The sequence below is a fragment of the Varibaculum sp. genome, assembly GCF_008661855.1.
In the GTDB taxonomy this organism is placed as follows: domain Bacteria; phylum Actinomycetota; class Actinomycetes; order Actinomycetales; family Actinomycetaceae; genus Varibaculum; species Varibaculum timonense_A.
On sequence record NZ_RPZY01000022.1, the window covers coordinates 1 to 21,603 of the forward strand.

At 48.5% G+C, this 21,603-nt stretch carries 20 protein-coding genes; 6 read left to right on the top strand and 14 right to left on the bottom strand.

Annotated elements, in window-relative coordinates:
- Window positions 1-911, top strand: a 911-nt coding sequence (gene pta, locus QZT94_RS01960; RefSeq protein ID WP_296773134.1) for a phosphate acetyltransferase, incomplete at its 5' end; no start/stop codon positions are given.
- Between the two features lie 22 nt (window positions 912-933).
- Window positions 934-2,121 carry an acetate kinase gene (locus QZT94_RS01965; protein WP_296760889.1) on the top strand — a complete coding sequence of 396 codons (1,188 nt, stop codon included), beginning with the start codon at window positions 934-936 and terminating at the stop codon, window positions 2,119-2,121.
- A gap of 105 nt (window positions 2,122-2,226) precedes the next feature.
- Here QZT94_RS01965 and QZT94_RS01970 read toward each other — a convergent pair whose 3' ends face one another.
- The 8 genes from QZT94_RS01970 to QZT94_RS02005 all read right to left on the bottom strand — a co-directional run bounded on the left by QZT94_RS01970 (window position 2,227) and on the right by QZT94_RS02005 (window position 10,848).
- Window positions 2,227-3,525, bottom strand: coding sequence for a hypothetical protein (locus tag QZT94_RS01970; protein WP_296760888.1), 1,299 nt, complete (start codon window positions 3,523-3,525; stop codon window positions 2,227-2,229).
- Window positions 3,518-4,231 carry an ATP-binding cassette domain-containing protein gene (locus tag QZT94_RS01975; protein ID WP_296760887.1) on the bottom strand — a complete coding sequence of 238 codons (714 nt, stop codon included), beginning with the start codon at window positions 4,229-4,231 and terminating at the stop codon, window positions 3,518-3,520. The genes QZT94_RS01970 and QZT94_RS01975 overlap by 8 nt, the downstream gene beginning before the upstream one ends.
- Window positions 4,215-4,664, bottom strand: a complete 450-nt coding sequence (locus QZT94_RS01980; protein ID WP_072509595.1) for a ribose-5-phosphate isomerase — start codon at window positions 4,662-4,664, stop codon at window positions 4,215-4,217. The genes QZT94_RS01975 and QZT94_RS01980 overlap by 17 nt, the downstream gene beginning before the upstream one ends.
- Window positions 4,665-4,691: 27 nt before the next feature.
- The gene (locus QZT94_RS01985) at window positions 4,692-5,417 is read right to left on the bottom strand and encodes a glycerophosphodiester phosphodiesterase family protein (protein WP_296760885.1); all 726 of its coding nucleotides are present in this window, start codon (window positions 5,415-5,417) and stop codon (window positions 4,692-4,694) included.
- A complete protein-coding gene (locus tag QZT94_RS01990; protein ID WP_296760883.1) occupies window positions 5,408-6,229 on the bottom strand; it encodes a M23 family metallopeptidase in 822 nt (273 codons plus the stop codon). Before QZT94_RS01990 ends, QZT94_RS01985 begins: the two co-directional genes overlap by 10 nt.
- 228 nt (window positions 6,230-6,457) lie before the next feature.
- Complete coding sequence (locus QZT94_RS01995) at window positions 6,458-8,308, bottom strand: hypothetical protein (protein ID WP_296773136.1); 1,851 nt, start codon at window positions 8,306-8,308, stop codon at window positions 6,458-6,460.
- 109 nt (window positions 8,309-8,417) lie between these two features.
- A complete protein-coding gene (locus QZT94_RS02000) occupies window positions 8,418-9,476 on the bottom strand; it encodes a hemolysin family protein (protein ID WP_296760892.1) in 1,059 nt (352 codons plus the stop codon).
- The gene (locus tag QZT94_RS02005; protein WP_270625982.1) at window positions 9,457-10,848 is read right to left on the bottom strand and encodes a hemolysin family protein; all 1,392 of its coding nucleotides are present in this window, start codon (window positions 10,846-10,848) and stop codon (window positions 9,457-9,459) included. The genes QZT94_RS02000 and QZT94_RS02005 overlap by 20 nt, the downstream gene beginning before the upstream one ends.
- A 221-nt stretch (window positions 10,849-11,069) precedes the next feature.
- Here QZT94_RS02005 and QZT94_RS02010 point away from each other — a divergent pair, with 221 nt between their 5' ends.
- Window positions 11,070-14,795 carry a multifunctional oxoglutarate decarboxylase/oxoglutarate dehydrogenase thiamine pyrophosphate-binding subunit/dihydrolipoyllysine-residue succinyltransferase subunit gene (locus tag QZT94_RS02010; protein WP_296773139.1) on the top strand — a complete coding sequence of 1,242 codons (3,726 nt, stop codon included), beginning with the start codon at window positions 11,070-11,072 and terminating at the stop codon, window positions 14,793-14,795.
- 299 nt (window positions 14,796-15,094) lie between these two features.
- On the opposite strand, the gene QZT94_RS02015 is transcribed toward QZT94_RS02010, so the two are convergent.
- A complete protein-coding gene (locus QZT94_RS02015; protein WP_296760881.1) occupies window positions 15,095-15,379 on the bottom strand; it encodes a hypothetical protein in 285 nt (94 codons plus the stop codon).
- Window positions 15,379-16,077 (bottom strand): sigma-70 family RNA polymerase sigma factor, encoded by a 699-nt coding sequence (locus QZT94_RS02020; RefSeq protein WP_296760879.1) that lies wholly within the window; start codon window positions 16,075-16,077, stop codon window positions 15,379-15,381. The genes QZT94_RS02015 and QZT94_RS02020 overlap by 1 nt, the downstream gene beginning before the upstream one ends.
- A gap of 95 nt (window positions 16,078-16,172) precedes the next feature.
- Between QZT94_RS02020 and QZT94_RS02025 the strand changes: the two genes are divergently transcribed.
- Genes QZT94_RS02025 through rsgA form a run of 3 tightly spaced genes read left to right on the top strand, consistent with a single transcriptional unit; the run spans window position 16,173 to window position 18,880 of the window.
- Entirely contained in the window at window positions 16,173-16,559 is a 387-nt protein-coding gene (locus tag QZT94_RS02025) for a hypothetical protein (RefSeq protein ID WP_296760877.1), read from the top strand.
- 4 nt (window positions 16,560-16,563) lie between these two features.
- Complete coding sequence (gene aroA, locus QZT94_RS02030; protein ID WP_296760876.1) at window positions 16,564-17,892, top strand: 3-phosphoshikimate 1-carboxyvinyltransferase; 1,329 nt, start codon at window positions 16,564-16,566, stop codon at window positions 17,890-17,892.
- On the top strand, window positions 17,879-18,880 hold the full coding sequence (rsgA, locus tag QZT94_RS02035) for a ribosome small subunit-dependent GTPase A (protein ID WP_072509588.1): 1,002 nt from the start codon (window positions 17,879-17,881) through the stop codon (window positions 18,878-18,880). Before aroA ends, rsgA begins: the two co-directional genes overlap by 14 nt.
- Here the strand turns inward: rsgA and QZT94_RS02040 are convergent.
- The 4 genes from QZT94_RS02040 to QZT94_RS02055 form a co-directional block, all read right to left on the bottom strand.
- Window positions 18,842-19,633 (bottom strand): inositol monophosphatase family protein, encoded by a 792-nt coding sequence (locus QZT94_RS02040; protein ID WP_072509587.1) that lies wholly within the window; start codon window positions 19,631-19,633, stop codon window positions 18,842-18,844. The two genes, rsgA and QZT94_RS02040, sit on opposite strands and share 39 nt — an antisense overlap.
- A gap of 31 nt (window positions 19,634-19,664) precedes the next feature.
- Window positions 19,665-20,417 (bottom strand): type I 3-dehydroquinate dehydratase, encoded by a 753-nt coding sequence (locus QZT94_RS02045; protein ID WP_296760873.1) that lies wholly within the window; start codon window positions 20,415-20,417, stop codon window positions 19,665-19,667.
- 192 nt (window positions 20,418-20,609) lie between these two features.
- The gene (locus QZT94_RS02050) at window positions 20,610-20,843 is read right to left on the bottom strand and encodes a hypothetical protein (protein ID WP_296760871.1); all 234 of its coding nucleotides are present in this window, start codon (window positions 20,841-20,843) and stop codon (window positions 20,610-20,612) included.
- A gap of 29 nt (window positions 20,844-20,872) precedes the next feature.
- Window positions 20,873-21,595, bottom strand: coding sequence for a hypothetical protein (locus QZT94_RS02055; protein WP_296773141.1), 723 nt, complete (start codon window positions 21,593-21,595; stop codon window positions 20,873-20,875).
- Between the last annotated feature and the right edge of the window lie 8 nt (window positions 21,596-21,603).

A 21,603-nucleotide genomic window follows, 5' to 3' on the forward strand; every position in this document is an offset into this window, starting at 1 on the left:
AACCCGAGGACGACCGCGTCTTAAAAGCAGCGGCTCAGGTACTAGCGTTAGACGCTGCCGAAATAGTCATTATCGGAGAAGAAAACCAAATTAGCGACAGTGCAAAACGCCTTGATATTGATTTAAGCGCAGCCGAAATAGTAAGTCCTCACGATAAAGAAAAACTGGCTCGTTACCGTTCTCGCCTCGCCGAGCTGCGCGCTAAAAAAGGAGTAACCGAAGAAAAAGCGGAAGAAATGTTGAAAGACTCGGCATATTTCGCAACCATGATGATTGAGAACGGGGACGCGGACGGAATGGTCTCTGGTGCGTGCCACACCACCGCAAACACGATTCGCCCCGCCTTGCAAATTATTAAAACCAAACCGGGAGTATCAACGGTTTCGGGGGCATTCCTAATGTTGTTCTCTGACCACATCGACCTGTATGCCGACTGCGCAGTCTCGATTAATCCTAATGCCGCCCAACTAGCAGATATTGCTATCTCGAGCGCTAAGACAGCGAGCGAGTTTGGGGTAGAACCAAGAGTTGCCTTAATTTCCTACTCGACTGGAGACTCGGGCGCAGGAGAAACGGTAGATAAAGTAAAAGAGGCAACCCAAATAGCTAAAGATAAATGCCCCGATTTAGCCATTGACGGCCCTTTGCAATTCGATGCCGCAATAGATACACAGGTAGCCGCCAAAAAACGCCCAAACTCACCGGTTGCCGGTAAAGCTAACGTATTCGTATTCAACCATTTGGATGTGGGCAACTGTGTTTATAAAGCTGCTCAACGCACCGCTGACGCGGTTGCGGTCGGACCCGTTTTGCAAGGGTTAAATAGACCGGTAAATGATCTTTCCCGCGGAGCCCTAGTTGAAGATATTGTTAATACCATAATTATCACTGCTATTCAGGCACAGGATTAATCCAGCTAAGGAGAACGAAAAAATGACAACAGAAACCGTTCTGGTTATCAACTCTGGTTCATCTTCTATTAAATACAAAATGATTAACCTGGCAGATGGGCAAGCCATAGCTTCCGGGATTGTGGAACAGATTGGAGAAAAAGAAAGCCGGATTAAGCATGTTTACGGCTCCGTAGAAAAGAAACTAACCCGCAGCGTACGTGACCATTTAGAGGGGATGGCGGTAGTTGAGGAGCTTTTCGAACAGGTAGGTCCGCCTTTGGAAGATTCTAATGTAATCGGGGTGGGTCACCGCATAGTTCAGGGAGGTCCCTATTTTTCCGGTCCGGCTGTAATCGACCAGCGAGTATATGAACTAATCCAGGAACTATGTCCGCTGGGACCGCTACATAATCCGGCTCATCTTAAGGGCATTGATGCCGCGAAACGTATTCTGCCAGATGTTCCTCATGTGGCAGTATTTGACACTGCTTTCTTTAATCAGCTTCCTAATAAAGCTGCCACCTATGCTTTGAAACAGGACGTTGCAGAAAAATACCGTATTCGCCGCTATGGAGCACATGGCACTTCTCACCAGTATGTGTCTGAGCGAGTAAGTTCTATTTTGGGACGCAAAGACTTAAAGCAGATTGTTTTGCACCTAGGAAATGGGGCTTCGGCATCTGCGGTAGTTTGTGGTAAACCATTTGATACTTCTATGGGGCTTACTCCCCTTCAGGGTTTAGTTATGGGAGGACGAACCGGCGATATTGATCCAGCTACTGTATTCCACCTGTACCGCGAAGCGGGAATGTCGATTGACGAGATTGACGATTTGTTCAATAAGCAATCAGGTATGAAAGGGCTGACCGGGCATAATGATATGCGGGAAGTATGGGACATGGTTTTATCCGGTGACCAAAACGCACGGGCAGCCATGGATATCTACCAGCACCGCCTCCTGCAATATGTGGGAGCCTATTACGCAGTTATGGGCGGACTAGACGCGCTGACTTTCACTGCGGGGGTGGGCGAAAATGACCCCAGGGTACGTTCTGAACTGTGTGAAAGTCTAGCTTTCTTGGGAGTAAAAATAGATTTAGAGCTAAATGAAGAACATTTCAGGCGGGAAGCGATTATCTCAACCCCGGATTCATCAGTAAAAGTACTGGTGGTTCCCACCAATGAAGAATTAGCTATCGCCCAGCAGGTACACTCGCTAGTTAAATAATCCCTTTTATAGTAGGGGTGGGATAGAAGATTGCTATCCCACCCCTACTATTGGGATTAGCCCCGGTAGTCGCTTCCAACATTTTTAAGGAGACAGACGACAAAGCTATTTGCCGCTACGAGCAACCGCTTTTTGTAGTTTTTTATGCACGCCGAACAGGGTTAAAACACAAACTGTAATCCCTAAAACTGCTTCTAATACGAGGAAAAAGTGCACAATGTGAGGAGCTCCGGTATTGGGAGAGATTACTATCTGTTGGAGAGCGTAACCTACAATTACTCCCACACTTACCCCGATCCATCCTAATAGGATTCCTTGAACCCCAATCACTCTAGCGGTAGTCGCCGGGGGTGCGCCCAGGCGTTCCAGCACCTCTAGGTCACCGCTTTGTTTAGTAAGTGTCCCCCTCATTACCGGGACAGAAAACACCATAATTAGTAATAAATAGATTGCTAGCGGAGCTAAAAATAGGGCTACACGATAACCGAAACTAATTGCTTTATAGTCCCAAAAAGGCCTATCTTCGGCGCGAATAACGCGCAAATGCGCCTGATTAAGTTCTTTTCTAACCTCAGTCGAAAAATCGGTATTAGAAAGTACCTGATACGAATAAATAAAGTAAGGGTATTTATTTTCGTCCCGATTCAAATCGCTGAAAATCCAAGTACCTTTCATGGGTGACTGGGTAGAAACTGTACCTTGAAAGTCCATGATTTCTTGTTTATCGGCTTTCCCCAAACGTAGTTGTTGCCAGTTAGAGTGAGGAGCAACAAAAACCCCAACTACCTTATAGCTGCGATCTTTGAGACAACTATTTGCCGAACATAGCGAGCTAGCCGCTATATCATCTCCTATAGCCAGGTTAAGTTGCCTGGCCAGGTTTTTCTCTAGGGCTATTTCCCCCGTTTCTTTCGGGTTACGCCCCAATATAGCGGTCTCCGACTTAGGATCTAGAGACGTCCAGTCAGCTACCAGACCTGATATTGGTTTTGTCTGCTGAGGAGGAGAATTAGTGACTTGGCTACCCGATAGACTGCCCGAGATAAAAAGAGTCGGTTCTAGATGACTAGAACCTACGATACTTCCGGTCTTGGTGTCATCGGGATTAAAGGGGTGCGCCCCTTGAGCTATCTGGGTTTTCCTGTCCCCTTGAGCGGTAAAATACTCTAGTCCCTTTTCTTTTTGCTCATTTAGCTGGGGCTGGTATTCCAAACTTGCGTTAGCTGCCGGAAAAACCGCTTCTCGTGGAAAAGCAACTATCGGATCTCGGGTTACAAAAGAAATCGTAACCACCGTCATTAAACAAGAGATCAAAGCAATAATTGCTAACAACGCTAAACTATATGACCGGTTATGTTGAAGCGTTCGGTAAGCTAACCGCCAAATAAGACTCGCTCTAAGCATTATTATCCCCTAAACCGCTACTCACTTGTTCAAGAGAAATGTTTACTACCCGGTCAGCCGTTGCCGCTAAGTCCTGGCGAGTAGTAAATAACAAACAGGAACTGCCTTTTTCTACTTGGGTGCGAAGCAAAGAGAATATATTCTGCTCTGCTTTTGCCTTAAGGCTGGCAGTTGGATCTAGGACTAAAATCAGTTTCGCTCCCCCTAATCCAGCTCTAGCTACCGCTACCTTTAACTGCTGGTAGCGGTCTAATTGCTGCGGATAGCAGTCCCCAATCTCGAAAGCACGGATATTAGCTAACGCCACGCCCGCTCGGGAAAGTGCCTGGGCGTGTCCCATACCTGAAAGCTCATAGGATAGAGCAATATTCTCTGCCACGGTTAAGCTTTCCACCAGATTAACCCCGTCCCTAACCATCCCGATTTTTTCCCTCCGCAGCCAGGCACGCCGAGCAGGGTTCATATCCCCTAGGTTCTGCCCCTCGATTTCAATAGTTCCCGATAGCGGGTCGGCAAATCCGGAAATCAGATTCAATAGGGCTTCATTAGCGCTAGGGCTGGCGATAAGCGCCAGCATTTCACCAGCCCCAAGCGTAAAGGAAACATCTTGAAGTACCGGCTCTTCGTCCTCAAGGTAGCAAACCTTTTCCAAAGAAAGCCGGGGGTGCTCTAAATAGCTAGAAGCGTTACTACTTTTCCTGCTCATATTGGGTCATCAAATCAATACGTCGCTGGTGACGCTCATCGCCTGAAAATGGCTCCGCTATGAAAGCATCAACGATTTCGAAGGCGGTAGCAGTGTCATGCATTCGAGCCCCCACCGCTACGATTTGGGCATTATTGTGTTCTCTCGCAAGTTTGGCGGTTTCAACATTCCAGGCCAAAGCCGCCCTAATCCCTGGGACGCAGTTGGCAGCCATCTGTTCGCCGTTACCAGAGCCCCCTAACACTATCCCCAAAGAGCCCTCGTCAGCCAGAACTGCCTGGGCGCAGGGGATACAGGTATTTGGGTAATCATCTAAAGCGTCATATTCTTTGGCTCCGTGGTCAATGACTTCTAGCCCTTTAGTACGCAGGTGGTTTACTAATGCCTCTTTAAGTTCAAATGCGGCATGATCGCAAGCAATATGGATTCTCATAGCTTTACCCTATCAGGGCGAGAGCCTTTACATCTCAGCAAGTACCGCTTTTAGACGGGCAGGATAGTCAGTCATAATCGCATCGACTCCCATCGCTGCCACCTGGCGCATTTCCTCTTCTTCGTTAATCGTCCATGGCTCTACCCGAATTCCGCGACTGTGAGCTAGAGAAATAAACCTACGGTTCACAATGGTGATTCCCCGCCATTGCAACGGCACTTGCGCGAAAGCTGCCGGGAAATGTACCAGCCCAGTAAAACCACTTTTGCTAGCAATAACGGTTTTTAGGACTTCCAGAGGAGTCATCGCGGTTTGCGCTTGCGGATAACGTTCTCTGACCGTACTCAGGGTATTTGTGGAAAAGGAAGAAAAGATTACTCTGTGCCAGGCGGTAGTTTCTGCTACAGCTTTCAGTGCTCCTTCAAGGGCGCGCGACTCTTTAATATCAACGTTGTATGCCAGGTTGGGAAAGTCCTCTAGAGCATGTTTTAGCGAAATAGGATGTTCGGCTGCCGGTCCTCTAAGGGACATATATTCTTGGTAGTTAAGCTCATTAACCAGGCGAGTATCTCCCCAAGGGTTCAGCAGGCGCTCGTCATGCTGGAGCACAATTGTCCCGTCTTTAAGGGCGCGCACATCGGTTTCATAGCGACTTACGTTTTGGTTAAGCGCATATTTTATGGATTCTCGAGTATTTTCTATTGCTTCACCGCCACCTCCGCGGTGCGCAATAACCTGGGGTTTTATTCGCATTTTTGTCCCAAATAACGGAAGTTATGAGATTGAAGCCAGGGAACCGGATCTATATAGTTTTCTTCGTCTTCTGGCATTATTTCTAGGTGTAGATGGTTTCCGGTTGAATTTCCGGTCGATCCTACTGCCCCCAATCGGTCGCCCGCTTTCACCTTTTGCCCAACTTTGACCGCAAATGAACCGGGAAGCATATGTTTATACTGTGAATAAACGGTTTTTCCCGCTATTGAATGCTTTAGACGTACCGTATTTCCCCCTCCCGGCATCATGTCCGCATACATGACCTCACCATCGGTTAAAGCATGAATCGAGGTACCGGCGGGAGCAGCGAAATCTGTTCCGGTATGTAGTTTACGGATTCCAGAAATCGGGTGAATGCGTTCACCGAAGGGAGACGTTTGCCTAAATGTTCCCTGCTGCAATGGAAAAAGAATCGCTCCCTCATCAGACATTACACTGTCGCCGCGATTGCCCGACCCGACATTAGAGAATTGGCATTGGGGATCAGCGCTCAGGATACGAGCGCGAGTTCCTGCCGCTGGAACGGGAATCAAGCCTTCCTCGGAATCAGTAGCTACCAACGCATTTGCACTGTCTGCCCAGCTTTGTTCTCCCCCCGCTAAGGAAAGAACATGAGCGGTCATGCTGCCCGGTTTATTTGCTTGCACAAATCCGCTGAGGGGGGCGATGATAGTAACCGCAGCTAGTCCTAACAGCACGAGGGCGCGGGGAATAGCAGCCAGTCGTTGGTGACGGCGACGCCGAACTCGCTGCATCCGGCGAGTACTCGACGACAATATAGGTTCAACCATGGACTGATTCCTCCAAAGAATTAACTAACCCTCAAATAATAACGAATTTGTAACATTTTATCTAGGGCGGGCAGTTATGCGCGATTTCTACGTTAAATCACTGCTCTACATTTGCACTCATTCACTTTCTTGATTGGACGCGAGTTAGCGCTATCCATCACCGACTTGGTGCGGCAATTTTTATTCCTTTTATCGAAAGGAATCTAGCTAGCTAGTAGACTATTCTAGCTATTCGGTAGTCTTAGATTCACCAGGGTTGTCACCGGTGGTGAGTACTACGGATTCCCGAGAATATTTACCTTTATATACCCATCCAATCCATTTTAGTTTGGTGTTATCTACCCCTGAAGCCACCAAGGGCTCCAATTTGAAGGTGTCCACACTCTTGCCAGTTAAATCCACTGATATTACCTCATCAGTGGTTTTAGCGTAGAACTGATTCTTTAAATAATTGACATCACCAAAATGACTATCCGAACCGTGGAACAGCCGCTCCCACTGGGCGCTATCTAATATCTCACTTGCCTTACCGTCGGTATCTATATGAAACGCCTGGATAGCATCACTACTAGTAACTAACAGCGATCCATCCTTAAACTGCTGATAGTAACCATCAGGATAAGAGCTATTCTCAGATAGTTTAAGGATTTTGGGAAGTGGAACAACTTCACCGTTACTGGCAGTAACTAAGTAGGTATGAAACAGTGAATGCTTATCGTCTAAACCTCCACTACATGCATAAACATACTTATCCGCGCTAAGCCGGTATAAAACTAAATCGCCGCTTATTCCTGTCCAAGAATCACACTGGGTATTGCCATCACCAATTTCTAAGGGCATTTCCAATAGCACTTTGTTGTTATCTATGGAATAAACGCGCCGCTTATCCGTGACAATCATATAGGCATCGTTAGTCACGCTGGATAAAACCCCAACCTTACTATTTTCACCTGCTGTTTCTTGCAGAGAAGAAGCATTCTTTTCGCCAGCAGTAACAGACATGACTTGCATGTGCCTCTGAGTAGCACTGTCGGAATCAGTCTGTGTAGTCCAGGTCTTTGCGATAGCAATTTTGTTCTCCGACTTTCCCACAATTTTATATTCATAGTCCTGACGATCATTGACTACATTATCGGGCTCGGTTTGCAGGTCTATGCGGGGCTTAGCCGTACACGACGGCAACTCTAGTTCTTGGGCGTAGAGGTGAACTGTTTCTGGAGAAGTCCCCACCGCTTTGGTAAGAATCGTATATACCGCAAAAACCGTAGGTTTATCCCCATAGGTGGCAGTTACCGTCAGACCTCCTTCGGCCATTTTCTCTCCCGATTGAGTTGGTGAAAAGACGCAATCTGCAACTTGGCCTTTGAGCTGCGGAACCCATACTTGAAAATAGTAATCAGGGTTGTCTGTATCAACTTTGTTATATTCATCTCGGGGACTGTTAATTTCGGTGACCATAGCTCCGCCCCGCCATTTCCAATGAGACACTGGTGTAGCGTCTCCCATAGCGTATGTTTCCGCTAAATCCACTCGAGTAACTTCGGGGGTAGGAGTCTCGGACACAGAAGGGGTGGTAGTTGTGGTTTCGGGACTGGAAGCAACCGTGGGTTTCGGTTTAGGAGAACCACTAACCGCATAGGCAACCCCCGACACCAACGCAATAGCCGCCAGCGCCCCAATAATCACCATCAATAAAGTCTTTTTATTGCGATACCACTTTCCCGGTAAGGTCCCATCCCCACCGGTGCCGCCCCCATTAGGAAAAGGAGGATAATAACCGGCAGCGCCCCCAGTTTGCCCCGAAGCCCCTCCAGAATAACCGGGATTACCTGAAGAACCAACACCATTAGCAGGGCTAAAACTAGCTGTAGGGGAAACTGGCGATACCGGAGCCACCGGCGGCGGAATCACCGGCTGACCACCCTCCAGCGGTAAGCGCGATGCCTCCGCATTATTTTGCCCTACCAGCCTCGTCTGATTATTTCCTGGCAAAAACTGACCATCTGAGCGATACCCACAGCTGGGGCAACATCCATTTTGATTTAAAAAAGCAGTAAGACAACTGGGACACTTATCCATAATCAGAAACTTTTCTTTAAGTGAGGAACATTTTTATTCAGCAAGTATAACTAGGGATAGTTGCGTAGATTAGGGATTCAAATGGATTCTGAAAAGTAATATCTTATTATTACAAGCTCTCTTTTCGTTGCATCGTGTCGCGAACTTCCCCAACTAGTTCCTCTAAGATGTCCTCTAGGAAAATAGCACCCAAACACTGCCCATTTTCGATAACTTGCGCCAGATGAACACCGGTTTTTTGCATTAGGCGCAAGGCGTCCTCAACTTCTTCATCGGGGGAAACCTCGGGGAGGACGCGTACTCGCCAATCTTCCAAAGGAGCCTCGCGTGCGGCAATAGAATCAGCAAAAATGACGTCTTTAATGTGAAGATAACCAGTTAGCTCTCCTGACTTATCGCTGATGGGAAAACGAGAAAATCCGGTTTTAGCTACCTCTGCTTCAAAATCAGCAGCCGAAAGTGGCCAAGACAAAGTAACCAACTGAGAGCGCGGAACCATCGCCTCCCGCACGTCCTCGGTAGAAAACTCCAATGAACCAGAAAGTAGCCCAAACTCATCACGTAAAGTGCCAGCTTGGGTTGATTTCTCGACGATTGCGGCAACCTCTTCAATAGTGAAAGATTGACTAACCTCTGAACGGGGAGTAACCCCAAACAGTTTTACGAACCAGTTAGCGCTAGAGTCTAGAGCATGAACAACCGGGCGCACCGTGCGAGCAATGCGCACCAGCAAAGGCGAGACTGCCAGACATACTTGCGCCGAAGCAGCCACGGTAAGATTCTTTGGAATCATCTCCCCCAGTAAAATATGCAAGAATACCACTATAACCAGGGCTAATACGAAAGCAATCGGGTGAGTTAGCGAGGACGGAACCGCAAAGAATTCTAGGGGGCGAACAATTAGGTGGGCAACAGCGGGCTCTGCCACTGCCCCCAACCCGGTAGAAGCTAAAGTAATCCCCAACTGGGTAACTGCAAGCACCAAGGATACGTGTTCAACCGCCCATAGCGCCGCTTTTGCCCCGCGTTTTCCTTGCGCGACCAGAGGTTCGATTTGGGAACGGCGAGTAGAGGTAACCGCGAATTCTCCGGCAACGAAAAAGGCATTTACCGCCAGCAGAGCTGCCGCAATTATCAGAGCTAACCAATCAGACAGTGCTCTCACCATCCTTTGATAACTGCTGATTTCCCGGCTTAGAGCTGCCATCAATGGATTCCGGTTGCACCGCTACCTCTTTGCCCTGAGCAGCTTCAATCAACACTTTCTCGATACGCCGCCCTTCCATTTTTGCCACTGTCAAAGTGTTTGAACGCACTTTTACGCTCTCGCCCGGCTCGGGAATTTTCCCTAGATGCACCAACATTAAACCGGCAACAGTTTCGTAAGGACCATCATCCGGCAGAAGCACATTTATCCGATCGGCAATCTCATCGGGACGTAAATCCCCATCTACCAGCCACCGGTTCTTGCCTTCTAGCCTGATGCCACGGCGGCGCAAATCATGTTCGTCAGCAACTTCCCCCACGATTTCTTCCACTACGTCCTCTAAAGTAACTATTCCGCAAGTACCACCATATTCGTCCACCACAATTGCCATTTGTAAATCGGCTTCTCGTAACTGTACTAAAAGTGGCGCTAGCCGCACAGTTTCAGGAACTCGCAGCGCATTAACCAGCAGCGACTGTGCGGTAACCGGTACTTGTGCCCGCCGGGAAAAAGGTATTGCCACTGCCCGGCGTAAATGCACCAAGCCCAGAATGTCATCTGCGTCCTTGCCCTGAACTGGAAACCGAGAATGCCCACTACGCCGAGAAAGCTCCACCACGTCCTCGGCGCTTTGAGAGGCTTCTAACGTGTCCATGCGACCTCGGTCAGTCATTACGTCACGCGCACAAAGTTTTCCCAGACCTACCGAGCGGGTAAAAATCGTTGCGGTAGATAAATCAAGAGTCCCTTCCTGAGCGCTATGCCTAACCATAGCTGTCAGTTCGGAGGCAGAACGCGCAGAGGAAAGTTGCTCTAAAGGTTCTACCCCCAAAGCCCGTACCACCCGGTTTGAAATTCCATTCAAAACCACGATTACTGGCTTAAATAGGATAGTAAAGGCGCGCTGGAGGGGGGTCACTGTGCGAGCTACTTCAAAAGGTTTAGCTAAAGCGAGATTCTTGGGAAAAAGCTCCCCAAACACCATCGAGAACGCATTTACCAGCACTAATGCCACAACTACCGCAATCGCGGTAGCTAGGGAAGCAGCTAGATGAATATCTTGCAGTATTTTAGCTAGTAGTGAGGTGAGCGCACTTTGAGTGGTATAGCCCAAAAGAATAGTGGTGAGGGTGATACCTACTTGCGCCCCAGAAAGCTCGGTTGATAAATGTCGCAGGGCTTTTAATACTCCCCTGGCTCCCTTTTCTTTGCGCCCCACTCTCCCCTCCACCTGGGAGGGATCTAAGGCCACCATCGAGAACTCTGCCGCCACGAATAAGGCAGTACCGATGGTAAGCACTATCCCTAATAAAATCATTAACAGGTAGTAAATGGTGTCAGGCAACTACACCACCGCTACCAGACATTTAGGGGCTAAGCGCAAGGCAAACACCTCTTCGAATAGGTAATCGCATTTTCTTTTAGCAGTAATTTATCAGCGATAAGCAAAGGCTGCATAAAATATCTTAATATCAAGAAAAGTGCTAGGACTTTAGAACTATTTGGGCATAAAATCTTATTGGATACTTGGTCACCCTCCAAAAAGGAAATATCATGCCTATCTCGGAAGAACAAATAGATCAGTCGGTCAGCCCCATCAATCAAGAAATCATTGACGACCTCTATGACAAATACTGCGCTGACCCCATGAATCTACCCGAGGATTGGCGAAATTATTTCAGCGCTCTAGAAGCTCAACAGGCACAAATAAAACAGGTTACCCCGCAAGAACCCACCTCCCCCAAGAACGCAAACTCTCAAATAGCAGTTACCGGCAGGGATGTAACCCGCTCAGATTTACCCCCGGCTCCCCCGGTGGCAGCCAGTGCACCCACCTCCCCCTATGTGGCGCGGGAAACCGCCCTTAACTTTGGCCCTGGGGAAGCCGGTAAAGCCGAGGACGAGGTACACCGACTACGCGGGGTAGCAAAAGCCGTGGTGAAAAATATGGACGAATCGCTCCGAATTCCTACCGCCACCTCGGCACGAGAGATTCCCGCCAAACTGTTAATCGAAAACCGTAAAGTAATCAACGCTCACCTGGCTGCCACTACCGGCGGAAAAGTCTCATTCACCCATTTAATCGGATACGCAATTATCGAAGCATTAGTGGAAATGCCGTCGATGAACGTTCGCTTCGAAAAGGACGAGGACGGTCGCGAATGTATCCGAAAATTTGCGCACGTAGGTTTTGGTCTAGCCATCGACTTACCAAAGAAAGATGGCTCTCGTTCCCTGATGGTACCGGTAATTCACGATGCTGACACTTTGAACTTTAGACAGTTCATCGACGCCTACGAAGATTTAGTAAAAAGAGCACGCGGCGGACAGCTCAAACCCAGTGATTTTTCGGGAGGAACCGTCACCTTAACTAACCCCGGCACTTTAGGGACAAAGTATTCCGTTCCTCGCTTAATGTCTGGTCAAGGAGCAATCATTGGGGTGGGAGCTACCTCATTCCCTGCCGAATGGGCGGGAGCCTCCCCCACTCAGCTTGCCAACGCGGGGGTAGGTCAGGTGATGACCATGACTTCAACCTATGATCACCGCGTGATTCAAGGGGCAGGATCAGGAGAATTCCTGCGTATTATTGAACAAAAATTAGCTGGTCACGACGGTTTCTTTGAGCGAGTATTTTCAACCTTGGGGGTGGCTCATGAGCCCTATAAATGGGAGAGGGACTTTACCTACGATCAGGTTACCGAAAAAGGTAAACCTGCCCGGATTGCCGAACTAATTCACGCCTATCGTTCCCGTGGACATTTGGCCGCTAATACCGATCCCCTACAGCAGATTTTACGTCGCCACCCCGACCTTTCTATCAGCTCTTATGGGCTGAGCGTCTGGGATTTGGATCGGGTTTTCCCCACCGGCGGATTTGCCGGTCGTGACACGATGAATTTGCGTGAACTGCTAGAACAATTGCGTACCACCTATACGCAGGCGCTGGGGATTGAATATATGCATATTCAAGATCCACTTCAGCGGCGTTGGGTACAAAATCGGATAGAAAAACCCTCAAAAAAGTTTTCTAAAACTGAACAAATGCACATATTGAGTATGCTCAATCATGCGGAAGCGTTCGAGACTTTCTTACAAACAAAGTATGTGGGGCAAAAACGTTTTTCCTTAGAGGGCGCAGAGTCGTTAATACCGCTATTAGATACGATGCTTTTTAACTCTTCTCGTTCCGGTTTGAAGGAAATAACCATTGGGATGGCTCACCGGGGACGGTTGAATGTGCTCTCAAATATAGCTGGAAAAACCTACGGACAAATTTTCTCCGAGTTTGAAGGATATCTTGACCCGAATTCCACTCAGGGCTCTGGGGACGTGAAATACCACCTGGGCACAGAGGGAATCTATTCCCCTGGGGAAGGAGAAGGCGTACTCGTGACTCTAACTGCCAATCCATCTCACTTGGAGGCGGCTAATGGGGTAACGGAGGGCATTACTCGCGCTAAACAAGATCGCTTGGGCGCTGGGGAAGAAGCCGAAAACTTGGTTATGCCGATTCTAGTTCACGGTGATGCCGCTTTTATTGGCGAGGGCGTGGTGCAGGAAACCCTGAATATGTCGCAGCTGCGTGGCTATCGTACTGGCGGCACTGTTCATATCATCGTCAATAACCAGATTGGGTTTACTACCGGACCCACCTCGGGACGTTCGACTCGTTATTGCACGGATTTAGCTAAGGGTTTGCAAGTACCGATTTTCCATGTAAACGGGGATTTCCCGCAGGAGGTGGTGAAAGCAGCCAAGCTAGCATTCGACTTTAGGCAAGAGTTCCACAAAGACGTAATTATCGATATGGTCTGTTACCGTCGGCGCGGACATAATGAGGGCGATGACCCCTCAATGACGCAACCGGTTCTTTATTCTTTAATCAATCGCCTGCCCACCACGCGCGAGGTATATACCCGTAATCTGATTGGACGCGGAGATTTAAGCGAGGAAAAAGCAGCCGAAGCCCTGGAAGAATACCATCAAGAACTAAACAAGATTTTCCAGGAAACCAGGGAAAAGAAACATTTCAGCGCCGCAGATTATGACGATACTTTTAATCCCGGTATTGATACCCGTTGGGTTATGCCCTCCTCGCAACAGCCTGGTCAGGGGATGATGCTCGGTTGGAGCTCTGCTATAAGCCGTGAAGAAATTGAACGTATCGGGCAATCCCAGGTAAGAGTCCCTGACAATTTCACTGCTCACCCCAAGATTATGAAGTTGCTCCAAAAACGAGAACTTATGTCCCGGGAGGGCAAAATCGATTGGGGTATGGGGGAAATGCTAGCCTACGGTTCGCTGCTGATGGAGGGAACTAATGTCCGTCTTGGGGGGCAAGATTCCCGTCGGGGTACTTTCTCGCATCGACACGCTGTTATTCACGATTACGAGAATGGGCGCGAATGGACACCTCTAAATTTTCTAACCGAAGGGCAAGCGTCTTTCCAGGCATACAATTCTCCACTTTCCGAATATGCTCCTTTGGCTTTCGAGTATGGATATTCGGTTGAGTCCCCGGAAACTTTAGTATTGTGGGAGGCACAATTTGGCGATTTCGCTAACTGTGCTCAGGCAGTTATTGACGAGTTTATTTCTTCGTCTTTCCAAAAATGGAATGAACGCTCCGGACTGGTAATGCTACTGCCCCACGGATACGAGGGGCAAGGCCCCGATCACTCATCGGCACGCATTGAGCGGTATCTACAGTTGTGCGCCCAAAATAATATGTGGGTGTGCCAGCCATCTAATCCGGCTAACAATTTCCATATGTTACGAGAACAGGCCTATAAAAGACCACGTAAACCTTTGATAGCGTTTGAGCCGAAACAGCTGCTTCGTTTAGCGGCAGCGGCTTCCCCAATAGAAGATTTTACTTCCGGACAGTTCCTGCCAGTGATTGGCGAACCAGATAAGCGGGTCATTAAACCAAACAGGATATTGCTTTGTACTGGACGTATTTACTATGACCTGGTCAAAGAGCGGGCAAAAACCGAACGTTTCGATACTGCGATTATTCGATTAGAACAGCTGTATCCGCTACCGGTAGCAGAACTAAATATGCTGCTTAGTTCCTGGGGTGATTTGCCACTTACCTGGGTCCAAGACGAACCCGAAAATCAGGGAGCATGGCCGTTTATAGCTTTACATCTTCCCTCAAAGATTAAGCGAACTATACAGGTGATTTCGCGTGCAGAAGCCGCTTCTCCGGCTGCTGGTAACGCCAAGCTCCATAAAGATGAAAATCGGCAGCTAATGGAACAGGCATTCGCCTAGTTCTCCACCAAGAAATGCTTGGGGGTTGGGGTGACAAAAAGTCACCCCAACCCCCAAATAAGTTTTACCGTTAGTATCTAGCGTTAGCTAGAACGGTTACTGTTAGCAGTTAGGTCGTTTGCCGTGATTGGCGGCACTGGTACGACGAGTTTTGCGTTTACGTCCACGTTTAGACATCTCATACACCTTCCCAAATAAAATCGACGTCCCTAGTTTTACACACCAGTTGCCATTTTAGGAAACTGAAAGGCTCACCTGTCGCATTAATCGACCAAAATATATGATTTTATAGGCTATCTCTAGCACCTGTCACCATATTGCTGCTGACGATAGGAAATCTGTAACTCCTCGGAATCCATATACACCGCTAGGGACTGTACTATCCGAGTGCGCAAAGCGTGCGGGGCAGAAATGTGGTGACATAAACAGCGTCTTAGCGATAGCGATATTCCCGCTGTTTCAGCTTCTAAAAGTTCTTGACAGCAGGGACATTGGGCGATGTGGCGAGCTTCTTCTACGCTAAGTTCCCGAGACTCTATTGACAGCTGTTGAAACAGGTCACGTTGGCATGGTTGCTGGCTCATTAGTTCACCCCGATTCCATATTGGCGGGCATATTCTGCTAGTTCTTCTCGCAGTAGGTTTCTGCCTCGATGAAGCCTAGACATTACTGTACCGAGCCGAATCCCTAAAATCTGCGATATTTCCTTGTAGCTGAACTGTTCGATATCAGCTAAATAAACTACTGCCCGATGTTCATCGGAGAGTTTGTCAAAGGCAGCTTGAATAGTTTCATTAGGCACACGCTCCAAAGCAACAGTTTCCGCAGAGGGTAAACCTATCTGATGATGAAGTGAGTGCTGCACCTGCCGGCTATCCGATATTTCAGCGGTAGTTTCCTCTTGGGGACGGCGAGTCTTTGAGCGGTATTGGTTGAGGAAAGTGTTGGTCATTATCCGGTACATCCAGGCTTTAAGATTAGTTCCCGCCTGGTATTGATGAAATTTACGAAACGCCTGCATATAGGTGTCTTGCACTAAGTCCTCGGCATCAGCAGGCCGGCGAGTTAATCGCAGCGCCCCCGCATATAGTTGATCCAGTAATGGCAGCGCCTCCTGGGTAAATCGCTGCGCCAATTGAGATTTATCAAAGTGAGCCTTATTTTCTTCCGAGACAGGGTTCTCGTCTGAACCTGGCTCCGGTAGCAAAGACCCAGCAGGGGGTAGACCAGTAGAGGGCGGGGCGTCCTCTACGGTAAGGCTAGCTAAGGTTTCAGTATCCATTACTGCCTACTCTAGTCCAGTTTTACAGCTAGTAGTTCTGGTGACAAACTCAAGAAAGCTAGAAATCACCGCCCCGGTCAGGTAAAAATAGAGATATGGCTAATAGGTATTCTTTTTCCCGAGCACTACTAGCGGCTCCTTTGATAATTGAGGGAATCGATGCGGTGCGTAACAGCGATAAACATGCACATCTAGCCCAACACCACCTAGAGGTCATGGAGAAAAATGGCTTACCACCGGTACAGATGAGCGATTTACGAACTATCGCTAAAATCTGTGGAGTTGCGGTGACCATCCTGGCATTAAGGATGGCTACCACCCGGCGCTCCCCCCTTTCAACTGCCCTCTTAATACTGGCCAATGGGGCAGCAACTATTATTAACGGACGTCAGCCCGGTAAAATTGATGCTTTAAGAATTGCCCAAGGGCTAGCCCTCCACGCCGGTTTAACCTCTGAACTATTCTCCCGTAGACAGGATTAATACTTTGACTGTTTGGACTCCCCCTCTTTCGACCCAGCCTCTAAACGCGGTGGTCTCACTACCTCCCTCTAAATCCCTGACCGCTCGTGCCCTGGTCTTAGCCTTATTAGCGAAGGAAAATACTTTTATTACTAATCCTTTGCGATGTCGCGACACCGATTTAATGATCGCCGGTATCCAAGAGTTCGGTGCCAACGTAGAAGAGAAATCAGGAGGACTACTGATAACTCCCCCGCCCACAATCTCGGCGAAAACCGGAGTTATCGAGTGCGGTCTTTCCGGGACAGTGATGCGTTTCTTAGCTCCCATTGCCCTACTGAGCGGAAAACCAGTTCACTTTCAAGGAGATAAACAGGCAAGCACCCGTCCAATGCGTGGTCTTTTAGATGCCTTAACCCAGCTGGGAGCAAAAATTACGGACGCCCCCCTGCCCGGACACCTACCCTTTACTATCGAGGGCGCATTAAATGACAGCAGCCAGCTACAGCAAGTACACCTTGACGCTAGCGACTCCTCCCAATTTGTCTCCGCTCTGCTGCTGGTTTCCCCCGCCCTCCCCTTTGAACTGCAAATAGAAGTAGCTTCTGTTTTACCATCTATTCGTCATGTGGAAATGACACTAGCGCAGGTAAATGCGTGCGGTGGAAAAATCGAAAACATCAGTGGTGAAACCGGAGACTGGGATTCCCTGCAAACTCGCCATATTTGGCGCTGTCAGCCAGCGCGATTACGTGGCGGTGAACAAGTCATTGAACCGGACTTGACCAATGCGGGTTCGTTTTTAGGAGCCGCCCTTGCTTGTGGCGGTCAAATTAGTGTGCCAAATTGGCCGGCACAAACTTTCCAAGCCGGCGATGCCTGGCGGTATTTACTCTCCCCAATGGGCGCACGTATCTATCGCGACAGCGAAGGAACGCTTATTTGTCAAGGCAATGGCACAATTGGCGGGATTCAGACCGACCTTAACGCCATTGGGGAACTTACCCCCACTTTAGCGGCGTTATGCACCCTGGCAGTCGAACCCTCCAAACTTAGCGGAATTGGGCATCTTAAAGGTCACGAAACCAACCGATTACACGCCCTCGAAACCGAAATTAACCGTCTCGGGGCAAAAGCAGTGGCTACCGAAACTTCGCTACAAATCACTCCTGGGATATTGCACGGCGCTACCATCGAAACCTATAGCGATCACCGGATGGCCATGTTTGGAGCCCTGATTGGATTACGGGTTCCAGACGTGAAAATAGCGGGGATTGAGTGCGTCACGAAAACTTTCCCGGATTTTCCTGCGATTTGGCGAGCCGCTGTGGCTGGTACTAATGGCGTGGCGTGATACCGGAACCGATGATCCGCGGGTACGGGTGCGTCCTTCCCGCTCTAAACCGCGACGCTCCAAAAAACAGGTAGATTATTCTGCCAGCCCCACCGCCTTCGTATTCGCGGTAGATCGCGGGAGAATTCACCTACAAATGAATCAAACCAAGCTGGTAGGGGTTAAGGCTCGCTCTCTGGGTCGGCGCGGTATCGTGGTCGGCGATCAGGTACGGGTCACCGGGGATTTAAGCGGGAAACATGGTTCTTTGGCGCGGATTGTGGAAGTTTTACCGCGTAAAAGCGTTCTTACCCGCTCCGCGGAAGATAGTCCCGGGGCTAAAGAAAAACCCATGGTTGCCAACGCTGACCAATTAGCGATAGTCACCGCCTGCGCTAATCCGCAGCCTCGTCCCCGCATGATTGACCGACTGTTAGTAGCCGCCTACAGCGCGGGTCTGAAACCATTACTGCTGCTCACTAAAGCTGATATTGCCTGCCCTGACCCGATACTTGAACTATTTGCGCCTTTAGAAGTGTCGGCAATTGTGACCAGTATAGAAAACTCTCAAGGCATTGATGCAGCTGGTGAGGCATTAGCCGCTACTACTACCGTAATGGTGGGACATTCGGGAGTAGGCAAATCTTCACTGATGAACAGCCTCATTCCCCACGCAGATAGACAAATCGGTCAAGTTAATCAAGTTACCGGTCGTGGACGACACACTTCGACCTCCGCTATCGCCGTGGAATTTCAGGGGGGATGGCTAATTGATACCCCAGGCATTCGCTCCTTCGGATTAGCCCATATTGAAACAGACGACCTCTTGGCGGCTTTCCCAGATCTTGCCGAGGTAGCAGCGAAATGTCCAAAACTGTGTCCTCATTTGCTATCCTCACCAGGATGCCAACTGAGCACGCTCGGAAAGATTGACCCCGCCAAGACGCGCCGGGTAGAGTCTTTCCGCCGCCTACTTGCCTCCCAAAATAGTCAGAATCCGCTGGTGTAAATGACCATTAGTGGCAAGTGCGTTTCCTCCTCGGCAGCCATCTTCGCCCTTTAATGAAGTGAATTTACCTCCGGCTTCTTCCACTATCGGCACCAGCGCCGCCATATCGTAAAGCTCCAAGTCGGGTTCGGCTGCCGCATCGACTACTCCTTCAGCAACTAACATATAGGAATAAAAATCTCCATAGGCACGGGTGCGCCACACTTTGCGGGTAAGTTCAACGAATGCATGAAGCTTTTCGCGTTCTTCCCAACCAGTAAGGGAAGAATAGCTAAAGGAGGCAGCCTTCAAATCACTTATCCCCGAAACCCGGTTTGCTTGGGGTTTTTCTCCGCTGAAAGAACGCCAAGACCCTAAACCGCGTCCCGCCCACCAGCGCCGACATAATGCCGGGGCGCTAACTATGGAAGCCTGCATTTTACCGGCTATTTCTAAACCGATTAGGGTTGCCCAAACAGGCACGCCCCGCACATAATTTTTGGTGCCATCAATGGGATCAATAATCCAGCGAGCAGCATCTTTATTCCGGGTATCTCCCCCGTATTCTTCTCCGTAAACTAAATCGTGGGGACGATGAGCTTTTAAGAAATCCCGAATCATCTGTTCGGCTCCCCGATCAATATCGCTAACCGGAGTGAAATCTGGTTTTTCGTAAACCTGATAATCGCGTTGCTTGAAATGAGTAAGGGTATAGTCGTCTACCTGATTGACCAGGTTATGCAATAACTCGATATCTTTTTCTAGATTGCGCATATTCTATTGACCTGATTTCTGGTTGGTTATTTTAGTTTTCGAGGACGGATAGGACGGAGGCAGTTAAGGAAGCGCTAGCTTGTCCTGGAGCACTGGGGGCAGCACCGGGCAGCACCGCAAAGGTCGCACAGTTTCCAAATATCCCCCCGATTAACCGGCTAGCGATACCGATAGTGCCCATACCGGCAACTATAAATGGGCGTTTTCCGTCGGTATCGCGATAATACTTGTCCATGGCGCTAAATATCTGTAGCAGATGGGAGCTGTTCGTTACCGTAAGAGCCAGTTTTGCTACCTGAGCCCCGCGTTCGTGAGCGGCAGCTAACCAGTCATAGATTCTTTCGCTATCCATTTTTTCGGCTTCCGCTGCCGCAAAATAATGCCTAGAAAGAACGCTTATTACCCCCTGGTCATGGGCATAAGCTAAAGCCTCAGTTGCCAAAGAAAAATCGTCCTCTATATCGAGGGCGAAAGCACCCGCCTCTACCAATAGTTTCACGGCTTGAAGCTGCTGAGCTGCTTCAAGGTGAGAGGCTCCTCCTTGCGCAATCGTGCGACAGGTTGCCAACCAGGGAAAGCCAATTTGGGGAGCTATTTCAGTGGCTATTTGTTGCAAAGCCACCGGATTGTCATGCCTAGAAAACTGATCAATTCGCCATTCCACCAAATCGGCTTCTGGGGGAATCGCAGAAATCTGAGATTGAAGTTCCTGATGATTACGCCCGGTTAGTGGAACTATCAAGCTTGGCCTGCCGGGAGTAAACAGGGTCTGGGTATTATTCAACCGTTTACCTCCTGGTTTTCCTGTGTCTTATGGGCGTTATAATCTTACCCCGAGCACCCCAATCGGGAGCATTTGAAGCATAGTCGCATCAAGTACTGTTTTACCCGACATACTAGGGTTTCGTATTCGATAAAAATATGGTCAGAAACTACCGTATTGGCAATTTCTGACCACATTTTAATATCGATTAGGTTAATTACGGATTCCCCATTCGCGATATTTTTCTTGAAGAAAACGATTCAGCAACAAAAGCACTACTAGACCAATATAAGTTACGGCTAGTATCCCCACCCCTAACAAGATTCTTATCGGAACAGCGGAGAAAGAAGTAATAAGTTCCCAGGCTTCCCAAATAATCACTGGTGAAAGTAAAGTAACCAGGATTAAAGAGAAAGTCCATAAATGAGTTTCAATCCATTTTTTCATTTTTATTTCCTATTCTTTCGCGTCTATTCTTAAGCTGCTCGGCATCTTGATGATTTAATACTTGCGGGATATGCGTAGAGCCACGGTCGAGCTTTAGGACATCTCCCAATTTTATTAATAACTTTTTTAGCTACTATAGTTGCTCCCCATACAAAAGCACACCCAATAGTCCCTACACCCGGTATAGCGCAGATAGCAGATTTCAACGCTGCCCCACCAGCTCCTACCATAATCTTTTGAGCCGCCCGATTAAAACGCACCCATCTTCCTTTAGAGTCTTTGCCTGCCCAAATTTTTGGATACCATTCGTCTCCACTTTTTACTGCTAGGCGTTTAGTATAAACCGCTTTCGACAAGGCTGTAGCTTCTACGGACTGAGATTCTACCTCGTAATAAAACCAAATTTGCTGCCCATCTGCAAGCTTTAGTTCAGTCTCGTAAATTCTTTTCCCATCATTATCAATCGTGTATCGCAATTTCCCAGTTTCAGCTTGAGCCTGCATGATTACTTGTAGCCCCGTATCTAAGGTTTCCAAGTCAGACTCAGTAAGATTCTCTGATGACATATTTACTCTGTCACGTATCGGCTCCAATTTAGAGTTCAGTGGTTCAGATACAGACACAGTGGTCTTACCCTCAACTACTTTATTATTGGAGATTTCAGCAGACGCAATCGTACTGGTCCCTAATGTAAGTGATGTAACGAGCGCCCCCACCATTAATGTCCTGGCGCATAGAGTCCTGACTATCATTGAAAACT